This window comes from Enterobacter cloacae complex sp. IR5401, from assembly GCF_049238425.1.
In the GTDB taxonomy this organism is placed as follows: domain Bacteria; phylum Pseudomonadota; class Gammaproteobacteria; order Enterobacterales; family Enterobacteriaceae; genus Enterobacter; species Enterobacter hormaechei_C.
This window is the reverse complement of the sequence record NZ_JBMKHN010000017.1, coordinates 26,357-45,578: the sequence shown is the minus strand read 5'-3', so window position 1 is coordinate 45,578 and position 19,222 is coordinate 26,357. Positions and strand designations below refer to the sequence as shown.

General features: G+C 50.3%; 15 protein-coding genes. All 15 read right to left on the bottom strand.

Annotated features, from left to right (window positions below; translation table 11 throughout):
* Nucleotides 1–22: 22 nt before the first annotated feature.
* The 15 genes from ACOTX1_RS20050 to ACOTX1_RS19980 all read right to left on the bottom strand — a co-directional run bounded on the left by ACOTX1_RS20050 (nucleotide 23) and on the right by ACOTX1_RS19980 (nucleotide 19,220).
* A complete protein-coding gene (locus tag ACOTX1_RS20050) occupies nucleotides 23–1,333 on the bottom strand; it encodes an ABC transporter permease (protein ID WP_023315461.1) in 1,311 nt (436 codons plus the stop codon).
* Nucleotides 1,334–1,981: a hypothetical protein gene (locus ACOTX1_RS20045; RefSeq protein WP_023315460.1), complete on the bottom strand. Its 648-nt coding sequence runs from the start codon at nucleotides 1,979–1,981 to the stop codon at nucleotides 1,334–1,336.
* Nucleotides 1,965–2,672 carry an ABC transporter ATP-binding protein gene (locus tag ACOTX1_RS20040; RefSeq protein WP_023315459.1) on the bottom strand — a complete coding sequence of 236 codons (708 nt, stop codon included), beginning with the start codon at nucleotides 2,670–2,672 and terminating at the stop codon, nucleotides 1,965–1,967. The genes ACOTX1_RS20045 and ACOTX1_RS20040 overlap by 17 nt, the downstream gene beginning before the upstream one ends.
* A gap of 10 nt (nucleotides 2,673–2,682) precedes the next feature.
* Nucleotides 2,683–3,633, bottom strand: coding sequence for a hypothetical protein (locus tag ACOTX1_RS20035; protein ID WP_023315458.1), 951 nt, complete (start codon nucleotides 3,631–3,633; stop codon nucleotides 2,683–2,685).
* Between the two features lie 18 nt (nucleotides 3,634–3,651).
* Nucleotides 3,652–4,869 (bottom strand): beta-ketoacyl synthase, encoded by a 1,218-nt coding sequence (locus ACOTX1_RS20030; protein ID WP_023315457.1) that lies wholly within the window; start codon nucleotides 4,867–4,869, stop codon nucleotides 3,652–3,654.
* Between the two features lie 4 nt (nucleotides 4,870–4,873).
* Nucleotides 4,874–7,432 (bottom strand): beta-ketoacyl-[acyl-carrier-protein] synthase family protein, encoded by a 2,559-nt coding sequence (locus ACOTX1_RS20025; RefSeq protein ID WP_023315456.1) that lies wholly within the window; start codon nucleotides 7,430–7,432, stop codon nucleotides 4,874–4,876.
* Between the two features lie 97 nt (nucleotides 7,433–7,529).
* Nucleotides 7,530–8,690: an aminomethyltransferase family protein gene (locus ACOTX1_RS20020; protein WP_023315455.1), complete on the bottom strand. Its 1,161-nt coding sequence runs from the start codon at nucleotides 8,688–8,690 to the stop codon at nucleotides 7,530–7,532.
* Between the two features lie 29 nt (nucleotides 8,691–8,719).
* Nucleotides 8,720–9,001 (bottom strand): acyl carrier protein, encoded by a 282-nt coding sequence (locus tag ACOTX1_RS20015; protein ID WP_023315454.1) that lies wholly within the window; start codon nucleotides 8,999–9,001, stop codon nucleotides 8,720–8,722.
* A 21-nt stretch (nucleotides 9,002–9,022) separates the two neighbouring features.
* On the bottom strand, nucleotides 9,023–9,571 hold the full coding sequence (locus ACOTX1_RS20010; protein ID WP_023315453.1) for a 3-hydroxyacyl-ACP dehydratase FabZ family protein: 549 nt from the start codon (nucleotides 9,569–9,571) through the stop codon (nucleotides 9,023–9,025).
* A gap of 3 nt (nucleotides 9,572–9,574) precedes the next feature.
* Nucleotides 9,575–10,330: an SDR family oxidoreductase gene (locus ACOTX1_RS20005; RefSeq protein WP_023315452.1), complete on the bottom strand. Its 756-nt coding sequence runs from the start codon at nucleotides 10,328–10,330 to the stop codon at nucleotides 9,575–9,577.
* A gap of 20 nt (nucleotides 10,331–10,350) precedes the next feature.
* The gene (acpS, locus tag ACOTX1_RS20000) at nucleotides 10,351–10,719 is read right to left on the bottom strand and encodes a holo-ACP synthase (RefSeq protein WP_023315451.1); all 369 of its coding nucleotides are present in this window, start codon (nucleotides 10,717–10,719) and stop codon (nucleotides 10,351–10,353) included.
* A 17-nt stretch (nucleotides 10,720–10,736) separates the two neighbouring features.
* On the bottom strand, nucleotides 10,737–12,356 hold the full coding sequence (locus ACOTX1_RS19995) for a ShlB/FhaC/HecB family hemolysin secretion/activation protein (protein WP_023315450.1): 1,620 nt from the start codon (nucleotides 12,354–12,356) through the stop codon (nucleotides 10,737–10,739).
* Nucleotides 12,357–12,444: 88 nt separating this feature from the next.
* Complete coding sequence (locus ACOTX1_RS19990) at nucleotides 12,445–16,317, bottom strand: filamentous hemagglutinin N-terminal domain-containing protein (RefSeq protein WP_023315449.1); 3,873 nt, start codon at nucleotides 16,315–16,317, stop codon at nucleotides 12,445–12,447.
* Between the two features lie 288 nt (nucleotides 16,318–16,605).
* A complete protein-coding gene (locus ACOTX1_RS19985) occupies nucleotides 16,606–18,753 on the bottom strand; it encodes a polysaccharide biosynthesis tyrosine autokinase (protein WP_032608588.1) in 2,148 nt (715 codons plus the stop codon).
* A gap of 17 nt (nucleotides 18,754–18,770) precedes the next feature.
* On the bottom strand, nucleotides 18,771–19,220 hold the full coding sequence (locus ACOTX1_RS19980) for a protein-tyrosine-phosphatase (RefSeq protein ID WP_023315447.1): 450 nt from the start codon (nucleotides 19,218–19,220) through the stop codon (nucleotides 18,771–18,773).
* Nucleotides 19,221–19,222: the final 2 nt, after the last annotated feature.

The following is a 19,222-nucleotide window of genomic DNA, read 5'->3' as shown; positions in this document are numbered from 1 at the left end:
CACGAACTTTCATATCGTTTCCTTACGAGAATTTAAATGCATCCGAAATATTGAGACGTGAAGCACGCAGCGCGGGCAGTACTGAAGCTCCCGTCGCGGCCAGGATCGGCAATACCAGGGTTATCCAGTTAAGCGCGGCGCTGTCGGTTTTGATAAATGCCGTGTAGCCCTGCGATTGCCCTGGCGACGGCGGCATCGCGATACCGTAGAGGTTAATCACGGCAGCAATGGCATAACCAATCGCCAGGCTGCCCAACGCGCCGATAATGCCGATGAACATGCCCTCCAGCAAAAACAGGCGAGTCACGTGTAGCGGCTTCAGGCCAATCGCCCTGAGCGTGGTAATTTCCCGGGTGCGCTCGATAATATTCATCGTCATCGAGTTACCGATCATAAAGATGACAATCAGACCAACGATGAGCTTAATGAAGAAGTAGATCCCTGATAAAAGCCCCTCGACCTGCTGATAAAATATCGAGGCCTCTTTCCAGTCTTTGACGATTAACGGTAATTTGTGGTCGGCAATAAATTGACGCAGTTTCGCCGTGAACGCGGCAGTATCGTCCTCTTTTAACAGGATCAGCACCTTACTCACGCTAGCGGTGCCCATAATACGTTGCGCAGTATCCAGCGGAATTTTCATCGCTACGTCATCGTAATCTTTGATGCCCGATTCAAAGATGCCGCGAAGCTTCATTGACAGCGCGCCCTGTCCGCCCTGCGTGTTGACCACCAGCACGTCCAGCCAGTCGTCATAGTGGGCATTGAGCGTTTTCGCCAGCCCGCTCCCAAGCGTGATTTCATCCGTACGGATGCGGGACAGATCGCTGCCGATGATTAATTTATCAAACGAGCCCAGCTTCAGTGCCGGCAGCGGCTCTACGCCCAGCGCGGAGAAATAGCTGGAGGTTTCGCTCTCATACTGCGAAATAACACCGGTGAACTCCAGCTGGCCGGAGAGCGTCGAGATACTCTCGGCCAGAGTCGGATCGTTGAGGATCGCTTTCTTTAATGCCGGGTAATCTTCGATCAGACTTTTGTTTTTATTGGATGTTTCGAAATAGTTTTTATTATAAATCTGAACATGACCAATGTTAGTACGGATGGTTTGCTCTTTCAGGATCCAAAAGGAGTAATCAATAAAACCGCCGTACAGAAAAATCGACACGCCACCTAACATAATGGCGGCAATCGTTGAAAACGAGCGCCTTTTGTGGCGAAACAGATTTAAGAAAGCAAACTTTACGTCCCGCGAACGAAATAATACACACCAGAGGACAAAAAGCAGGATCAACACAACAACGCTTATCGCGAACACCATTTCCCCGGACATTTATTTCCCTTTCACCAGCGGTAACAGGACTTCTGTCACTTCGTTGATATCCCACTCTGGCGCATTGCCCGATGCCAGAGACGATGCGGTACTGGCATTACGCAGCTCTATTTCAGCCAGTAACGCGTCCGCCTGCTTCTTGCGTTTACAACTCAACAGCGCGCGATAGCGCATTTCGTTAATGTGTTCCACTAAACCGGCATTGAATATGCCAGGGGTTTTCAGCATCTGTTCCGTATCGTTTAACGTCACCACACAGCGTCCGATAGCCGCAGGCAAATACGCATCGACTCGCGCGCGCATGTAGCGCACCAGCGGGTTCTCTGCATAGAGATCGACCGCCTCATCCAGGTAGAAAAAACCCGTTTTGCCGAACTCAGATGCCCGAATAAAGTCATTGGTTTTAAGGAAATAGTCGGCCTGACGCAGCGTACCGTAGGCATAGAAAACCAGAGACAGAGGATTGTCGTTGGCTTTGTATTCCTTGAAGAGCGACTGCGTCATCTCGGCGAGCATGTCTGCCTCCATCGGGAAACCGCTTTTTATGACGTGCTCGGCTACCGGTGCCGGTGCAGCTTTGATGTTTCCGGCATAGGCCAGGCACAGCAGAAACCAGCAGAGAAGGAAAAAATTACGTTTGTGAATCATGAACTAAAACTCCGTCCTTAATTTCAACCACGCGCCGTGCACGCTCTTTAAGCTGGCTGGAGTGCGTGGAAATAATAAAAGTGGTGCGTGTCTCCTGATTAATTTTCAGCAGGAGATCCAGAATGGCTTCCCCGGTGACCAGATCGAGATTTCCGGTCGGTTCATCGGCAATGACAACCTGCGGGTCGTGTGCCAGCGCCCGGGCGATGGCCACGCGCTGCTGCTGCCCGCCCGAAAGCTGGCCCGGTTTACGTTCGGTAAATCCCGCAAGCCCCACGCTCTCAATAAAATGCAGCGCCCGCTCTCTGGCTTCTTTTTTTCCGACATGGCCGTTTAACACCAGCGGGAAAAAGACGTTATCGAATACGCTCAATACGGGTATCAGATTGAAAAACTGAAAAATAAAACCCAGGTGTCTACCGCGGATCGCCGCGAGCTGTTCTTCCGGCAGATGGTTGAGTAATTTTTTCAGAAACATCACCGTTCCCACGGTGGGTTTATCAATTCCCGAGAGGATATTTAACAAGGTACTTTTACCGCTGCCGGACGGGCCGCAAAGCGCCAGAAATTCACCTTTTTCTATTTCCAGATTGATATTTTTCAGGGCATCGACTTTGCCTTCGCCCGAGCCATAACTCTTATAGATATTGTTCAACGATATCATTGGGAGTTCTTTAATTATTCCGCTCATGGAGATGTCGTTATTCCTTGCAATATTCAATGTCGAAATAGCTGTAGCCAAACTGCTTGTCGGGAACGATGGTTCTTAATCGCCCCGAAAAATCAGCATGTTGTTTGAGCCAGGCGAAACTTAACGCTGGAGTCAGGCAGCCGCTGGCACCGTAGAGATCAACCAGACACAGCGTGTTATTCGCGGGCAGCGCCGAGCGAGACAGCAGGTCTTTGCGCAGGCCCGAAAACGCAATCTGTTCAGGAACCTGGGTGTGCTCGATGGCATCGGCCATGACGTATTGCCCCCCCTTCACCCGAATAGCGCTCTCCTGCTGGCTGAAGATGAAACATCCGGCGCGTTCAACCGTTAAATTCACGTCTTCGGCCTTGTCCCTGCGTTTCTCCCCCCACTTTAGGGAAATATCTTCATCAGAAAACACCAGGATGGGGATCGCCCGGTAAGCCGTACAAATCACCACAAAATCAAAAACATCCCAGCTCAGGTAATCGTTCGCCAGAGCGATGGCCTGCACGAAAGATTGCTTCTCGCTTCGCAGCTTGAACGTAGGTGCGTTAACCGAGAATTTCTTGACCAGGTTTTTCGGCAGCGTATCGATCGTTGATATGTGCAACGCGCTGGAAATATTCTCAAACGGCCCGGATTCGCCCCAGGAATCGACGTAGATAAATGCCGTACGCTGCTTTAATAGCTTCATACGCTCTTTGGTCGGCAGCGCCATCAGCGCGTCATCAGCCGCCTTCTCCATCGCCTCAAGATATTTTTGATAGTGAGGGTTACGGATCATCTCTCCCGGGTAGAGGTCCGGCTGCGTACCAAAACGTTTTAATCCCCATCCATTGGCGTGGGTAGATTTAAGCGCCTTATTAAATAAATGTGCTTCCCAGGCGTTTAACCAGCTGGGTTGATAGAAATAAAATTTATCTTCCGGCTCAACAAGCGAAAATGAGGATAAATACATATGGCTCTCCACGCTCCTTCAAAGGCCCCGGTGAATATCAGACATCACGGCACCAATGATTGAACCATCCACGCCAACGCCGACTTTAAGAAGATGTTTTTTGTGGTGCCCAATAATGCCCTGGTCAATAAGGACATGCTGCGCAACGCTTTCAATAATGGTGTCATTCCCCACCGGGGAAATAAGCTCTTGCTGCGATAACGTATGGTGTCCAATAATTAAATCGACAATTCCTGAACCGGTGGCGGTATAGCCAATCTGGCCTTTGTAGGCGAGAACCGGAATGGTATTTTCCTCAGCGAAGACCGCTATTGCTTTAGCTTCCGCTTTGTCACTGATGGATGAGCCGTTACCGTGCGGCATGATTGCGCACAGTTCTTCCGCACTCAGGTCCGCTTTTTTCATCGCAGCCTGCATCACCTTCAGGATATTGGTGCTGAGCCATGAGCTGTCATTGCTTCTTCCGGCGCTAATCTGCGTGTAGGTGGTTTGCAGCCGCACGCCGGAGCCTGCCTTCCTTGCGCGGCGGTGACGCGCATTTTCGAGCAGAATCGCGCTGTATCCTTCCGCAAAAAGAACACCTTTACTGTTCTCACCGAAAGGCTGAACCAGGTGCGTATCCAGCATCGATTGGGTATCGAGGAACCAGATATCCTGGGTTTTAATTTTTGAGCAATTCACCACCAGCACAATATCAACGCCGCCATGCTCGATGGCCTGACAGCCTAAATGCACCGCCGTCATCGCTGAATTACTGGTGCAGTTCATATTGGGGGGGAGATACTGCAGGTGATATTTACGCGCAATATGTCCTGCAATCTTGTCCTGCGACATATTGTCGACGTGCAGCGTCATTAATGATTTTGAAAGATAAATATCTTCAACATCATTTTTGTTATAAAAATTCTTGAAGGCCATACCATCGACCCGAGGGCCGATGCCGGTTAAATAAACGCGAGCGTTACACCCGCCCAGCCACTGGACATCCAGCCCGGCCTGGGCGAGTGCATCGTCAATCAGACGATAAAGCAGATCTAATGCGCTATCATCCGTATGATCCAGCGTGGCAATATGCTTATTGCCATCGAACCCACACTTAATTGCCTCGTCGTCGGATTTAAACCAGGGCTTTCTTTCAACGCGTTTGCCCAGCTTCAGGTTTTGCATAAGCTGAAGGCTGTCTTCGGCAAACGGCAGGCAGGAACTGAACCCCGAAATAATAGCGGCATTATCCACAATATTATCCTTTAATCACAAACGCGTAGTAGTTGCCGCCTTCCGTCGCGCCCACCAGCAGCACGTGCTTAAGGGCCAATTTCAACGGTTCACGAACGAAGTTAATTCGCTTATCGAAGAACTCAACGGTATGAGGAATAGCGGGAACCGCCTGCTTCTTAATACAGTCAATGATGACCGCCAGGTTAAGCAGCCCGGCAGCAGACGCGACAAAACCAAAGCAGGCGTTATAGTTCACCACAGGCACGTCCGGTTTTGCCTGCGCGAAGGCTTCAGCGATCGCATCGATTTCAATGCGTGAACTTTCATCGCTGCCTTTGCTGGTGCCGCAGACCAGGTCGATCTCCTGCGCCGTCATGCCGGCATCCTTCAGCGCGCGGGCGATGGCCAGCGCCATAGAGGCAGATTTCTCGCCCTGCTGTGAGGCGTCAAAATAGCTATTGCTACAGGATTTGCCGTAACCAACCACTTCTGCCAGCACCTCGGCGCCACGCTCCGCCGCGCGCTGCGGATCTTCCAGCAGCAGCATGCACGCACCTTCGCCTGGGATATAACCCTTCGGATCGTTACCGTAGATGTGATAATCCCGCGCGTCAGAGGTCATATGGAGCTTCCGGGTGACCGCATCCATGTAGAGAGACATTGAGGGGAAATACTCGTCCGCACCGCCCACCAGCACCTGCGGCTGCAGATCCTGACGCACAATTTCGTAGCCGTAGGTTAATGCGCCGAGTGCCGCGTTTTCCCCGGTCGCCAGCGTGGTGGTATAGCCCTTGATCCCTTCGGAAATGCCGCAGAACGTTGGGATAGAGTTCATCAGCGAGCCCGGGAATTCAGAGGTTCTGACCTTGCGCGGATCGGGCTTCAGGCTTTGCAGATATTTGTAGGTGGTTTCCTGCGGGCCGCTGGACATTCCCATCACCATACCCAGCGCATCGCCATCACGTTTAATTTTACGCTTCGCCTGCTCCAGCGCTTCGGACAACGCGATTAGCGCAAACGTACCGCCACGGGTGGCTTTTCGCGGATCGAAGCGACGCAGATGTTTACGCGGCTCAAGGCCGGTGACCTGGAAGGTTTTGAAGTGCTCGTTCGCTTCCGGACGGGTTGCCGTGAGATCGCTAAACGCTTCACCGAACAGGTCCTCAAACTGACGGGTCGTTTCGAGAACATCCAGCAGCTCTTTCGCTTCTGCCAGCGTGTCTTCCGGGAAGGTGACGCCCCCCAGCTCTACGCTTTGGCTTTGCTTCCAGACGTTGTCGAGGATCTCGTTAACGGTGTGGCCAATCGCGGAGACGGCACCGAGACCGGAGATCGCGACGCGCTTTTCGTCGTAGACGCTGACCGGAACGGAACACGGATCCATGCTGATAATCATGCTGCAGTTATTACCGCCGAACGCATAATTGTTCTTCATGAAGAGGTTGATTTTCCGATCGCGGAAGTCGTTCGGCACGTAGTCCAGATCGCAGTTAGGACGCGCGTTATTGAAGTTCAGCGTCGGCAGCACGCGGTTATCCGGTAGCGTAACCAGGCAGGCGATCAGTTCGACGATCCCCGCCGCACCGATGTTGTGGCCGAAGTAAGACTTGGTAGAGCTAACCAGCAGCTTTTCGTTGTTAGCGAACACCTTTTTCATCGCCAGCGTTTCGATGCGGTCGTTCGCTTCAGTGCCGGTACCGTGGGCGTTGACGTACTCAATCTGCTCTGGGGTGACGCCCGCGTTTTCCATCGCCTTATGCATTACCTGCACAGCGCCGCTGGCGCGCGGATCCGGTCCGGTTTCATGGAACGCATCGCAGGAGGTGGCATAGGAGAGAATTTCACCGTAAATGGTGGCACCGCGCGCAACGGCGTGCTCATATTCTTCCAGCACCACGGCACCCGCGCCTTCGCCAATCGACATGCCGGAGTTGCCGGAAAACGGCGTGCAGGCTTCGGGATGCATCACGTTGAGGGCGTAAAACCCAGCGAAGGTTGGCAGGTAGATTGGCTCTGTCCCAACGGCCAGCATCGTTTTGCTTTTGCCGTTCTGGATATAGTCAAACGCCATCCCGACCGCATTCGGGCTGGCCGTACAGGCGGTCGCCACCAGCTCAACCCCGCCCTGCAGCCCGAGCAGCGTAGAAACGCTGGAACAGCAGGAAGAGAAACCGCCTGAGAATAAGGCTTTACGCAGGGAGAAATCTTCCATACGTTGTTCGAACAGCGGTAAGAACGCCTCGGTGCCGGCGGAAGAAACGCCCACAATCAGGCCGGTGTCTTTCAGGTGAGCCTTATTTTCGGCCAAGCCCGCCTGGTTCAGCGCATCTTTTCCGACCTTGTAGGCCCAGAGTGCAGCATTATCCAGAGATGCAATCACATCATCAGGCAATTCTGAATAATCAATATCATGCAAAACTTCAGCCGCTCTGGCGTTTTCAAACCATTTTGAAAAACGCACGCTGTCGGTCACGCCATTTTTTTTATTTAATAATGCGTCTCTGAAATCCTGCAGGTTATCCGCCAGCGAGGAGAGGATCCCAATCCCGGTAATAACAACGCGTTTCCGGTTTGTCTTCATAACTATGTACCACCGTGTACAGACAAGTAACAGCATGAGAGGAGCCGTGGCATTAATTAATCCACGACTATCCCTCACTGTTTCAGTGAATAATTAACTACAGCGCGCTTTTTGCTTTAGATGCATCAACAAAGCTGTTCTCGGTCGGATTAACCAGCATGCTCAGGTTATAGATGAAAGGCATCCCTTTGGTTTTCGCGGCGACGTTTTCAGAAGCGGTTTGAATATCAAAGCCGCTAATATCAGACCAGGCAAATTCATTCTCAATCAGTGCCAGCGCAATAACGCACTGCAGGGCTGGAGAGAAAATAGCCTTCGCCACTTTACCGACTTCCTGACCGTCAACCAGTACGCTGTCGCCTGAGGCAATACCCGCACATTCCCCTTCGACAATCATGCCGATTACCTTGCGAGAGCCTTCGCTATGGGACAACGCTTCCGCTGCCTCTTTACCCACAAAGCCTTCTTTGTCGTACTGTACGGCCCACTGCATCTGGAGCTCTACCGGGTTGAGGCGGTAGCCAGCCCACAGCGCCTCGTCCCAGCCAGGGTTTTCGATACGCACGATTTTCTGGTAGTCCAGACCGCCGGTCTTCAGCTGATATTTATCCCCCTGCTCCAGCAGCTGCTGCCACTGCTCCAGCAGCTGTTCCTGCTGGCCCACAACCATATAGGCGAACTCGCCGTGCTTGCCGCAGCGGAATACCATCAGCTCGTCGTCGGTATTCATATACTCATAGTAAGGCAGGCCGATAACGTCGAAACCGTGGATCTCAGACATCAGTTCCCAGGAGTATGGCCCTTCAACCATGATGGCCCCCCAGTTCTGCTCGCGCATATCAGCAATGTCCGGGGTTTCCTGAATATCCAGTTCGTCCGCTTTTACCAGAAGGGCATTCAGGCCAGCGATAATTTCCGCTGCCGGAATGTTTTCAGACATGATGTAGTAGCCGTCTGAAGCGCAAAGGACATACACGTCACCGCGCACGGTACCGTCTTCATTCAGTACCAGAGAGTAAATCCCCTGCTCGTCACGGATAATAGAAACGTCCGCAGAGACATAGTAATTCACCAGAGCCCAGGCATCATCGCCCATCACGCTGACGATGGACATGTGGGAATAGTCCACCAGCAGAGCATTTTCACGCACGGCTTTATATTCCACCATCGGGTCGTGGTAGGCAGAAGGCACGTTGGCATTGTTATAAATGCCCATTTTCGCATTGTTTTTCAAATGAAAATCATAAAGAGACGTCATAACGGGATCCTGTTATTCGCAATGGTGAATTACGCTTTTTTCTTCTGGATGATAAATGTTGCCAGATTGTTGATACTTCTCATATAAGAAGGATCGTCGCTTTCGCTGACTTTAATATCGAAAACTTTATCCAGCATGACCACGATTTCCGTTGCATCAACGGAATCCAGTTTTAAGCCATTACCAAACAGGGCAGTATCATCATCAATTTGAGATTCATCGCGCTGAATATTCAAACGCTGAATAATCTCAGTTTTAATTGTTATCAGCACATCCTTGCGCTGGTCAATTTCGTTTTTCATTGTAGACATGGTATTAACTCTCTCAGGGGTTTACTTACTTTCGCGGTAATTAATAATTGTGCCGTGGCTGATTAATCGCTTTCCGACGTTTGCCGTCACGGAGTAGTGCTTAAAGCCATGAGCATCAGAAAATGCCAGCTTGCTGGTGACTTCAATCGAGTCGCCAGGGTAGGCAATATCCTTAAATTTTAAATTCTGGGCAGCCAGTACGCCGCGCACCTGCGCGCGGCGGGTGCGGATGATCTCCCGCATTTCATCACGCTGAATGAGCGCATGGATATCGCGTAACGATTTGAGTTCGCCACCGTACGTCTCGCCGTAGATGTCGCAGATATCGGTGAGGAACGAGAGGTATTCGCTGGCCTGCCCAAAGATTTCAGAAATAATCACCCCGGGCATGATCGGATCGTCCGGGAAGTGCCCGAGCAGATAAGGTTCGTTATAGGTGATGTGCTTCGTCACCTTCACAAAGCCATTTTCGCCGTATTTGAAGTCATCAATTCTGTCGACCATCAGCAGCGGCTGACGCCAGCCGCCCATTTCCAGAAAGATCTTCGAGGGGATAACGTATTTAGACATAACTCACCGCATCACCAGGCCGCCATCGATAACGATGGTTTGGCCCACAATGTAACTGGACGCTGTCGATCCTAAGTAAACGACGGTGTTCGCCACCTCGTCGCATTTACCCAGCCGGCGCAATGGAATAGACGCGGTAACGCCGCGCACTACCGTGCGGGAAACTTTTTTGACCATTTTGGATTCAATCATTCCCGGCGCAATGGCGTTAACGCGCACGCCGTACGGCGCCAGCTCGGCTGCCAGCGTACGGGTAAATCCGAGGATCGCCCCTTTTGAGGCACTGTAGTTCGCCTGCCCGACGCTTGGGATAATGGCCGCAATGGACGCCACGTTGATGATGGCCGGGCTTTCCGCCGAACGCAGCAGCATTAGTGCCTCTTTGGTCAGGCGGAAAATACTGAACAGGTTGGTGTCTACTACCTGACTAAAATCATCAAAGCTCATCGAGGCGAAGAGGCTGTCTTTGACAATGCCGGCATTGTTGACCAGCACGTCCAGCTTTCCGGCAGCTTGCGTCAGATGAGCACAGAGCGCAGAAACGCTCTGCGGATCGGCAAGATCGCACTGAATAATCGACAGCTTGTTCCCGGCAGGATGCGTCTCTTTCAGCTCCGTTAACTGCACGGCATTCGATTTGTACAGCGCATACACATCGCAGTCCTGATCGAGAAACTTCGCACAGATCGCCAGACCAATATCACCGCTGGCTCCGGTAACCAGAACCGTCTTTGCCTTCAGATCGTTATATTGATACATAATATTCACAAATAATTAGGTTAATAAAGTATGACAACGGCAGTCGCATAATTCTGACAATGCGAAATACTGAGCGAGGCATTCTTGAGCTGCTTGTCGTCAAGCATCTCTTTGACTCGCCCGGAAAAAATGAAATGGGGGCAGCCCAGTTCGTCATGGCTAATTTCAATATCTTTAAACGTAATCCCGTCGCGATATCCACAACCAAGCGCTTTAACCATCGCCTCTTTTGCCGCCCAGAAGCCCGAGGCGCGTTCATAGTTCGGATCTTCCCGGTTAATTTTTATATTTTCCTGCTGGGTAAAGACGCGCTGTAAAAAATCATTTTGCCAGTTTGTTATCGCCCGCTTTATTCGCGAAACCTCCACGATGTCCGTGCCGATACGCATGTGTCATGCTTCCCTGTTCAGAGCTGATAAGAAATATTCAGATTAAAATTAAATTTGTTCACGTCCATGCTGCCGGGGAATTTTATCGGCATTGAGATGGACGAATCATATGCCAGGCTCTTCACGTTCCCCTGAATACCGAGCGTGCTGCCGATGATAATTTCCTGGCCATACTGGCTGTCTCGTCTTATGTGACCCGCGTCAACGCCTAAATAATAATTAGCGTCAATTCCACGCACCGGATGATAAAACGTATTTTGCAGAAAGTATCCGCTGTTTCCGGTAAGGCCAACGCTGTTTTCAAACCCGCGCACGCTCCAGCGATCGCCTATCGTCATCTGATCCTGAAGCGTCAGCTCACGCGGTGCGTATTGCGCCAAAAAAAAGGCGCTATACACGCTGCTGCCGAGCTGGCGGGTGTAGTTGCTTTCAACGTTCACCAGCTGGCTAACGGGACTGACGTCGCCGTAGACCATATCGGGCGTATGTTCTGCCCCGAACCAGGTTAAAAAACGCTGCCAGGAGAGTGAGGAGTCCCAGTGAGCATTCACTAACTGTTGCTTATAGTTAACGCCAACCTTAACGTTATCCATATCACGCTTCTGTAAGACCAGCGCTTCGCCATCAACGGTATAGCCTGATTTCCGGCGTATCAGCTCTGCACTGCCGCTCACCTTACGGGTTTTATCCCGATACAGCGTGCGCGATGCTTTGACGTTTGCGTAATCGCTTTTACCCGCATAGTCTACGCTGGTGTAGAAAAGCGGTATGGTCTGACGCGACCTGCTGGTGCTGTAGAACAGAGAATAGTTCCAGTAGCCTACCGGCAGCGCGTAGTAACCACTCACACTTTCATAGCGGCCGTTTGTGCTTTTTGTTCCCGCCAGATAAAACAGGTCACTGAACCGGGCGATGTTATACAGGTAGCCCACCGCAGAGGTCAGGTATTGCCCCGTCTCTTTAACCCCCCAGTTGTTATAGCTCGCGCGCACGCTCCAGTTTTTCACGCGGTTGGTGCGGATGTGAATCGTGCTATAGCCCTGCCTTGTACCCGGTTCGATGTTGATTTTGACGTCAACGCCCGGCTCCTGCTGGAGGTTTTCCAGCCCTTGCTCGATATCGCGAATATTCAGGATGTCTTCTTTCGCAAAAGGCAGCATCCACGGATTAATGTCGCTACTGTCGACAATAATCTTTTCAATTTTCCCTGCGCTCACGTCAAGCTTCAGCGTGCCGGACGAAATGTTTTGCGTTGGGATCGTAATTCGGGTCGTGATGTAACCCGCATCAATATAAAAGTCCTGCAGCGCCGCGGCAATTTTTACCACGCCAATACTGCCTACACAGCGGCCCAGGATCTCTTTTTTAATGGCCCTGTCGGTCTTACGCTGTAGAAAATCATTTTTAAGAACGAGCGACGTAATCGTAAAGCAGTTCTCTTCTTGCGGTAAATCATTCAGCCTGAATACTTTACGCTCGGTGCTGGAATAAACGTCCTGCCGATAAACCTTTTGCTCTTTGAAAGTATTCAGATCGGCATTTTGCTGCTGTTTGATAAGATTGTTTATGCCATCTTCAGCGAAGGCGTGAAAACTCAACAGCAACAATAGCGGTAAAAATTTAAATCGCGATTCCATTAACTTTCTCAGAAAAAAAGGCAGCAGGGTCTCGTTCTGACTTTGCGCTATCAGGCGATAGCTGCTGCCTTTTGTTACACCTTATAAATTACAGACCTACAACGTCGCCGGTATTAGTGACTTTATTTGCATTAAGTTCCATACCAGACAGACCGCCGAACACGGCGCTGCTACCGCTGTTAGTCAAGTTGTTGACGGTGATACCGGCAACACCATAACTCACCATATTCAGGTAGTTATAAATATTGCCTGCCGTTTTCACCAGCAGGGTATAATCGCTCACGATATTACCGCGGTTGTTAATGTCGGTACCGGCATTAATCGCGATATTCTGCGCGAGGATATTGCTGTTGGCGTTATTGGTGACATGACGCTGAGTATCAATTTTTGCGCTGGTGACGCCTACGATGTCTTTATAGTTCTCAACACCGTTTGCGGCATTAATTGCCAATGCATTACCTGAAGAGATGGCATTGCGGTTAGTCAGTGCACCTTTCAGGACGTTGAAGTTCAGATCGCCTTTACCGCTGATCCAGCCATAGTTGGTGACGTTGTTATCAACGGTCAGATTCAGAGTCTTATCTGACGCGATAACGCCGGTCGCGGTGTTGTTCTCCATGCTGCCGTCGCTGTAGTTATTCAGCGTACCTGCGGTGACGTCAAGGTTGCCCGCACTCCAGGTGGTTGCATAGTTGTTATAGAACGTTCCCGCTGCTTTGATGACGGCATCCGCGCCGCTCACCAGCATTGCACGCGTATTATCCAGCGTCCCATTAGACAGTACGCTCAGCGCACCTTCATCCGCGATGATGCTGCTGTTGTTGTTGTAGACGTTCTGACCGGAAAGCGACGCGCCTTGACGACCAATCATGCCGCCAACATCGCCCGTCACACCGAAGGTTTCGCCGTGATTACGAACAAAGTTGTTACCGTCACGGTTTTCAATATTCCCTGCCGCAGTAACAGAGAGCTTCTTATCAGCTACGATCATGGCGGTGTTGTTGTACACGGTGCCTTTTGCATCGACGGTAACGTTCTTACCAGCAATCAAACCGTTATTGTTGTCAACGGTGTTGGCAGCCAGTTTGATGTCACCAGTCTGAGAAAGGACAGAGCCACGGTTGCTGTCGAAATTACCCGTCAGAGCCAGATCGATATTGCCGTAGGCGGCAACCTGACCGTAATCGTTGTTCAGTCGGTTGGCTTTCAGGGCAATGTCGCTACCGGACAGGATCTGACCGTAGTAGTTATCAACCGTACCACCAGCAGTAATGGTCACGTCGCCAGCCTCAGCGCTGATTTCACCGCGGCTGTTGTTAACATTCCCTGCGGCAGTCAGCGTTAAATCACCGACCGCTTTGATTTTGCGCGAGTTGTTATCAATGGTATTGGCACTTAAGGTCGCATCGCCATAGCTGATCATATTCAGATCGTTATAGATATTGCCTTTCGCGCTCATTGCCAGGCTGCTGTCAGCAACGATATTCCCACGGTTATTGATGTCATAGCCCGCGGAGATCGTAACCTTATCGCCAACCATGTTGCTGTTGGAGCTGTTGGTCACGCCACGCTGGCTGTTCACCACCAGATGCTCGCCAGCAGCGATATCTTTCAGGTTGTCGATACCGGTCAGCGCGGAAACCGTCAGTGATTTCTCGGCAGAAACGGTATTACGGTTAGTGAAAGAGCCGTTCAGAATGTTGACGATGGCATCACCCAGACTGCTGATCCAGCCGTAGTTGGTCAGGCTGCCCTTCACGTTCATGGTCAGGTTTTTATCAGCCGCAATAACGCCCGTTGCATCGTTATCTTCGAGCGCGCCATCGCTGTAGTTGCTCAGGCTGTTGGCGTCGATCGCCATATTACCCATGCTGTAGATGGTCGAGTAGTTGTTGTTCAACGTACCGCCAGCTTTGATGGTTGCATCTCCACCGCTCACCAGTAACGCGCGGCTGTTGTCGATGGTACCTTTCGCCAGAATTGTGAGCGGACCGTCCTCCGAAACGATACGGCTTTGGCTGTTGTAGATGTAGTTGCCAGACAGCGAAACGCCCTGCTTGCCGACCATTCCACCATTTTGCTGCGGCATACCGAAGTAGGTACCGAAGGCAGTGCCGAAATCATCAGCGTAGCGGTTTTCAATATTGTCGCCGGCCGTTACGGACAGAACCTTATTGGCTACAATAAATGCCGTGTTGTTGTTCACACCAGCGTTGGTATTAATGGAGACGTTCTGTCCCATAATGAAGCCACCGCGGTTGTTCAGGGCATTCGACGCCAGGGCAACATCACCTTCTTCAGAGCTGAAGACGCCGATGTAGTTGGTGATATTGCCGCCAACCGCCGCGCTCACGCCGGTACGGCCTGCAACACCGCCGTTGTCGTTACGCAGGGAGGCCGCTTTAGCAATCACTTTGCTGTTGGAGTTAAGCTTGCCAGAGTAGTTATCAATAGCGCCGGCGCTTTCCAGGGAGATATCGCCATTCGACGCCATCTGCCCACCGTTGTTGTTGATGCTGTTCGCTGCAATCTGCACGCCCTTCTCGGCAATAATGCCTAAAGAGTCATCGCTGGCGGTATCTGCCGTTTTGGTTGAACCGTTATTAACGGTACCTTTGGCTGCAATCTTGGTGAAACCACCGGCAGAACGGAGCATGCCGCGGTTGTTATCAACGTTACCGCCGCTGACGACGTTCACATCGCCCAGAGAGTCAACCATACCGCTGTTGTTATTTACCGAAGCAGACTCAAGGCCAACGTATCCGCCGAGGATCTGACCGTTGCTGTTATTCAGGGTGCCGGTTTTTAACGCAACAATTCCTGCTTCAATCCCTACAGCAACACCTTTTCCATAGTTGGTTAAGGTATTGTTATTGGTATCTACCGCCAGCATGCCTGCAGCCGCAATCTTTCCGTTGGTATTGTCGATAGCACCGCTATTTACATAGAGGTCTGCCATGGTCGAAATATTGCCCGAACGGCTGTTGTTGAGGCTATTTTTATTGGTGTCCAGCGCAATGGTACCGACGGAAGTAATATCCCCGGTGGTGTTGTTCAGTGCACCCTTGGTTTTAATATTGATCTGACCAGAGGATTCAATGCGCGCATTGTTGTTCAGCAGCTGACCGTTAGCGTCAATATTTACGCCGCCGATGCCGCCAGCAATAACGCCCTGGTTACGCACGCCCACACCGCTCTCGGTGCTGATGAGGTTAATTTTATTGGCATACATACCGCCCAGAGCAGCAACGTCAATGCTGTTAGCATTGCGCGTTCCGGCGGCCGTTACCGAACCGGTCACCTGGCCTGCTGCATCAACGTAGTTATTGCCGGCAACAACGTTCAGCTCGTTGGCGGTGACTTTACCGTTCACCACAACGTTGCGGGACAGAATTTCGGTCGGGCTGGAGTTGTTCAGTTTACCCAGCGTAATGGTTCCACCATTCACAGAATAACCGGCTAACGCATCGTTCTGAATATCTGGCGTACCGGTAGTCAGGGTCAGCTTACTGGTGTTAATAGAACCACCGCCGTTAACGGTAATTCCGTTCGGGTTGGCAATGATTAAATCGGCTTTATCACCCGCAACTTCCATCATGCCGTTAATTGCAGAGGCATTTTTAGAAGTGACTTCGTTCAGAATAACTTTTGCTGCACCGGAGGTCAGGTTGCTGTTCCCCTGAATCTGGCCCGCCAGGGTTGTATTCGCACCCCCAACGCTGTTATTAAAGATAAGACCGTTCTTATCTACGTTTAGCTTGTCATACACATTATGTGAAAGCCCCTTATCGTTGGCTTTATTAATGTTGATAACAGGCACGTTGCCGACAGAAGAAACGACACCGTTCTTCATGCTGATCTCTGCAGTGTGCGCAACAAACGGCAGAGCGAGCAGAACTGAAGCGGCAACAGGGTGCCACTTCAGTTCTAATTGAAAGACATTATTCTTATTACTTTTCATTATTACCTACTCTTTATTACGGAATCATTACATTCTCTAGGAATTATAATTTCGCCACTCTAAATAAAATCTTCACTTCCTATGATCATTGACCTCCTGGGGTTCCCTACCTTTTCGTTAATTTAGACTCAAGCGCGTAATTAAGATTAATTTTGTCATTTTTGATCTGGAATGGCATTCAGACTGCACCACTTATTCGGCACTTTTGATTAGGAACAAGTCATTTGACATTAGGAATAGTAGACTTCCTGTTGCCTTAATGACTCATCCTTTATTAAAAACAATGCGCTAATCCTGATAAGAATAATCACCATAGGTGTAAGACTCAGCAGCCCTTTTTTCTACACCGTTAAATATCGTACCCTGAATGGCAACATCATTTTGTTCAAAGCGGCGCAGTCCCGCCTCCACTTCTTTTATCGAGTTTTGTTCGAACCGCACCACCATCAGGGAAGTCGATGCATATCTTCCTATAATCGCTGCGTCCGTTACGCTCAGGATGGGAGGGGTATCAACGATTACCACGTCGTACAACGTTGAGCATGCCCTTATCAACTCTGCAAAATTATCCGTCATGATGAGTTCCGCCGGGTGAGTGACCATGCGCCCGCGGCCGATAAAATCCACTCCTGAATATTCGGTTTTCTGAATAACGCTTTCGATATTGCCGCCTTCCGTTAAGAAATCAGCCAGGCCGGCTCTGCTCTCGGTCTTTGAGAAAATGCGATGCAAATATCCTCTGCGTAAATCGCAGTCAATCAACAATGCCCGTGTTCCCGCCTGAGCCATCAGGACAGCCAGGTTGGAGCAGACAAATGACTTCCCTACCCCAGGAGAGGTGCCGGAGATCATTAATATGTTATTACCGGCTTTAAGCATGGCGAAATGGAGACTGGTACGAAGCCCTCTCAGCGCCTCTATCGCAAGCGACGTTGGGGCTGAATTTGCCAGCAGCTCATCAGACTGATACGTCGGGATCGCACGGCACCGTCTGCGCTTCGTCAACTCCGGAGCGAGGGGAACAACCGCATACACTGGAATATCGCGCATCTCAAGTTCCGCCGGCTGCCTGATCCCTTTTATCAGCATGTTGCGAACAAGGATGATCCCCGATGAGAAAAGGAAACCGAGCATGGCTGACAGAATAACAATCAGCAGCTTTTTAGGTTTGACCGGCTTCAGCTGCGTTACCGCGCGATCGATAATACGCACGTTGCCCAGCGTACTGGCCTTACTGATATTTAATTCATGCTGTTTATTCAGTAAAACCAGATAAATGTCATTACCCATCTGCACATCGCGGGTCATACTCAGGATCTCTTGCTGCGTGCTGGGCATCGCGCTAATTCGCTGGTTGAGCTTCTCTTTTTCTGCAACAAGAATCGCTTTTTTCTCTGACAATGCTTTATACGCAGGGTGCGTTCGTTTATACAGCTTGGAGATTTCTGCTTCCTTGAACGTCAGTTCATTAAGTTGAGTGTCAATAGCAACAACATTATCCAGAATAAATTTCGCTTCTAATGATAAGTCAACAGACTCATTATTCTTCCGAAATTCATTAAGTTTACTTTCAGCCTCTATCAAATTACTTTTGATTTGCAGTAACTGTTTATTTAAAAAAGCCAGGCTTTTACTGGCCTCTTCTGACTTCCGCGCAACGTCCTGAGCCAGATAGTTATGTGCTATATTATCGAGTATTTTGCTGATAATCACCGGTTCGGGGCCAGTCATGCTCAAATGTAACATGCCGTTCCCACCCGATTTGGTATCAATGGAGAGTCTCTCCTTTATTTCTTCGATGACAGAATACTCGTTGCGCTTTATAATAATAAATGAAGTATTTTCAGTGAGCTGAGCGCTGTCAATCAGGAAATCAACGTCGTCAGTGTGGACAGGCACACCGACTTTGCCCTCAACAATGGACTCTCCGACATATAATACGAAGCCTCCAGACTGAACCATGTCCAGCTTCAGGGGCTGATTGATATACGGTTCCGGTACGGAAAGATAGGCAATCGCAATTTTCGCCGGTTGATGACCGAACAGACGTTGCAATAGGCCGTTGGCTACAGGATAGGTTTTTTCAGTCGTGACGATATCCAGCCCTAAATCGCGCACCGTTTTTCCAATCACCAGGCGTGATTTTATTAACGACACTTCTGATTCAGAACTTACCCCTGCCCCCTCAGGTAGCACAGGGGACAGCTTGCTTAATATTCCCAGAGAAGGGTTTTTCTCAACCTGAATTAACGCATCACTTTTGTAAATGGGCGTCAAAGTGTTAGCAATAATAATGCCGCACACAATAAACAGGAGAGTCGTGGCCGCTATCCACACTTTGCTATAAAATAAAACCTTGAGGATATGGACAAGATCAATCTCCTCCCCGCGCTGGAGATAATCGGGAGGATCGTTGCTAACGTATCTGTTATTCATACGGTAATCAGCCTTACTTATTCAATCTGCTGAAAAACCTTTACCCATTCTTCAGCAGAGGATAAAAGTTGTTTAAAAATCAAATCTGATATTTCACGTCCCCGGCGGTACGGGTCGGCAATTTCGAGCTGCTGAAGCCAGTAGCCGAATAAAAACGTTTTCCCCCTGGCCTCCATGGCCATCCGGGTTACCGCTTCAATATGATTCTTCTCCATCGTCAGGATAAGATCGTACTCACGGCACATCGCTGGGGTGAGCTGACGTGCGATATGCCCTTCCAGAGAAAATCCATAATTCCGGGCGGTTTGCAGAATAACGGGATCGGCACATTCACCCGATAGTGCTGAAATCCCGGCGGAGTCCACCGTCATTTCCGGCAAGCAGGAACGCAATATTCGTTCTCCCGCCGGAGAACGACATATATTGCCCGTGCAAACCACCAGGATGGCGTTATAGTGCCCCTTCACGA

Coding starts and splice junctions, on each gene's coding strand:
- ACOTX1_RS20050 (WP_023315461.1), bottom strand. CDS start 1,333: ATGTCCGGGGAAATGGTGTTCGCGATAAGCGTTGTTGTGTTGATCCTG.
- ACOTX1_RS20045 (WP_023315460.1), bottom strand. CDS start 1,981: ATGATTCACAAACGTAATTTTTTCCTTCTCTGCTGGTTTCTGCTGTGC.
- ACOTX1_RS20040 (WP_023315459.1), bottom strand. CDS start 2,672: ATGAGCGGAATAATTAAAGAACTCCCAATGATATCGTTGAACAATATC.
- ACOTX1_RS20035 (WP_023315458.1), bottom strand. CDS start 3,633: ATGTATTTATCCTCATTTTCGCTTGTTGAGCCGGAAGATAAATTTTAT.
- ACOTX1_RS20025 (WP_023315456.1), bottom strand. CDS start 7,432: ATGAAGACAAACCGGAAACGCGTTGTTATTACCGGGATTGGGATCCTC.
- ACOTX1_RS20020 (WP_023315455.1), bottom strand. CDS start 8,690: ATGACGTCTCTTTATGATTTTCATTTGAAAAACAATGCGAAAATGGGC.
- ACOTX1_RS20015 (WP_023315454.1), bottom strand. CDS start 9,001: ATGTCTACAATGAAAAACGAAATTGACCAGCGCAAGGATGTGCTGATA.
- ACOTX1_RS20010 (WP_023315453.1), bottom strand. CDS start 9,571: ATGTCTAAATACGTTATCCCCTCGAAGATCTTTCTGGAAATGGGCGGC.
- ACOTX1_RS20005 (WP_023315452.1), bottom strand. CDS start 10,330: ATGTATCAATATAACGATCTGAAGGCAAAGACGGTTCTGGTTACCGGA.
- acpS (WP_023315451.1), bottom strand. CDS start 10,719: ATGCGTATCGGCACGGACATCGTGGAGGTTTCGCGAATAAAGCGGGCG.
- ACOTX1_RS19995 (WP_023315450.1), bottom strand. CDS start 12,356: ATGGAATCGCGATTTAAATTTTTACCGCTATTGTTGCTGTTGAGTTTT.
- ACOTX1_RS19990 (WP_023315449.1), bottom strand. CDS start 16,317: ATGAAAAGTAATAAGAATAATGTCTTTCAATTAGAACTGAAGTGGCAC.
- ACOTX1_RS19985 (WP_032608588.1), bottom strand. CDS start 18,753: ATGAATAACAGATACGTTAGCAACGATCCTCCCGATTATCTCCAGCGC.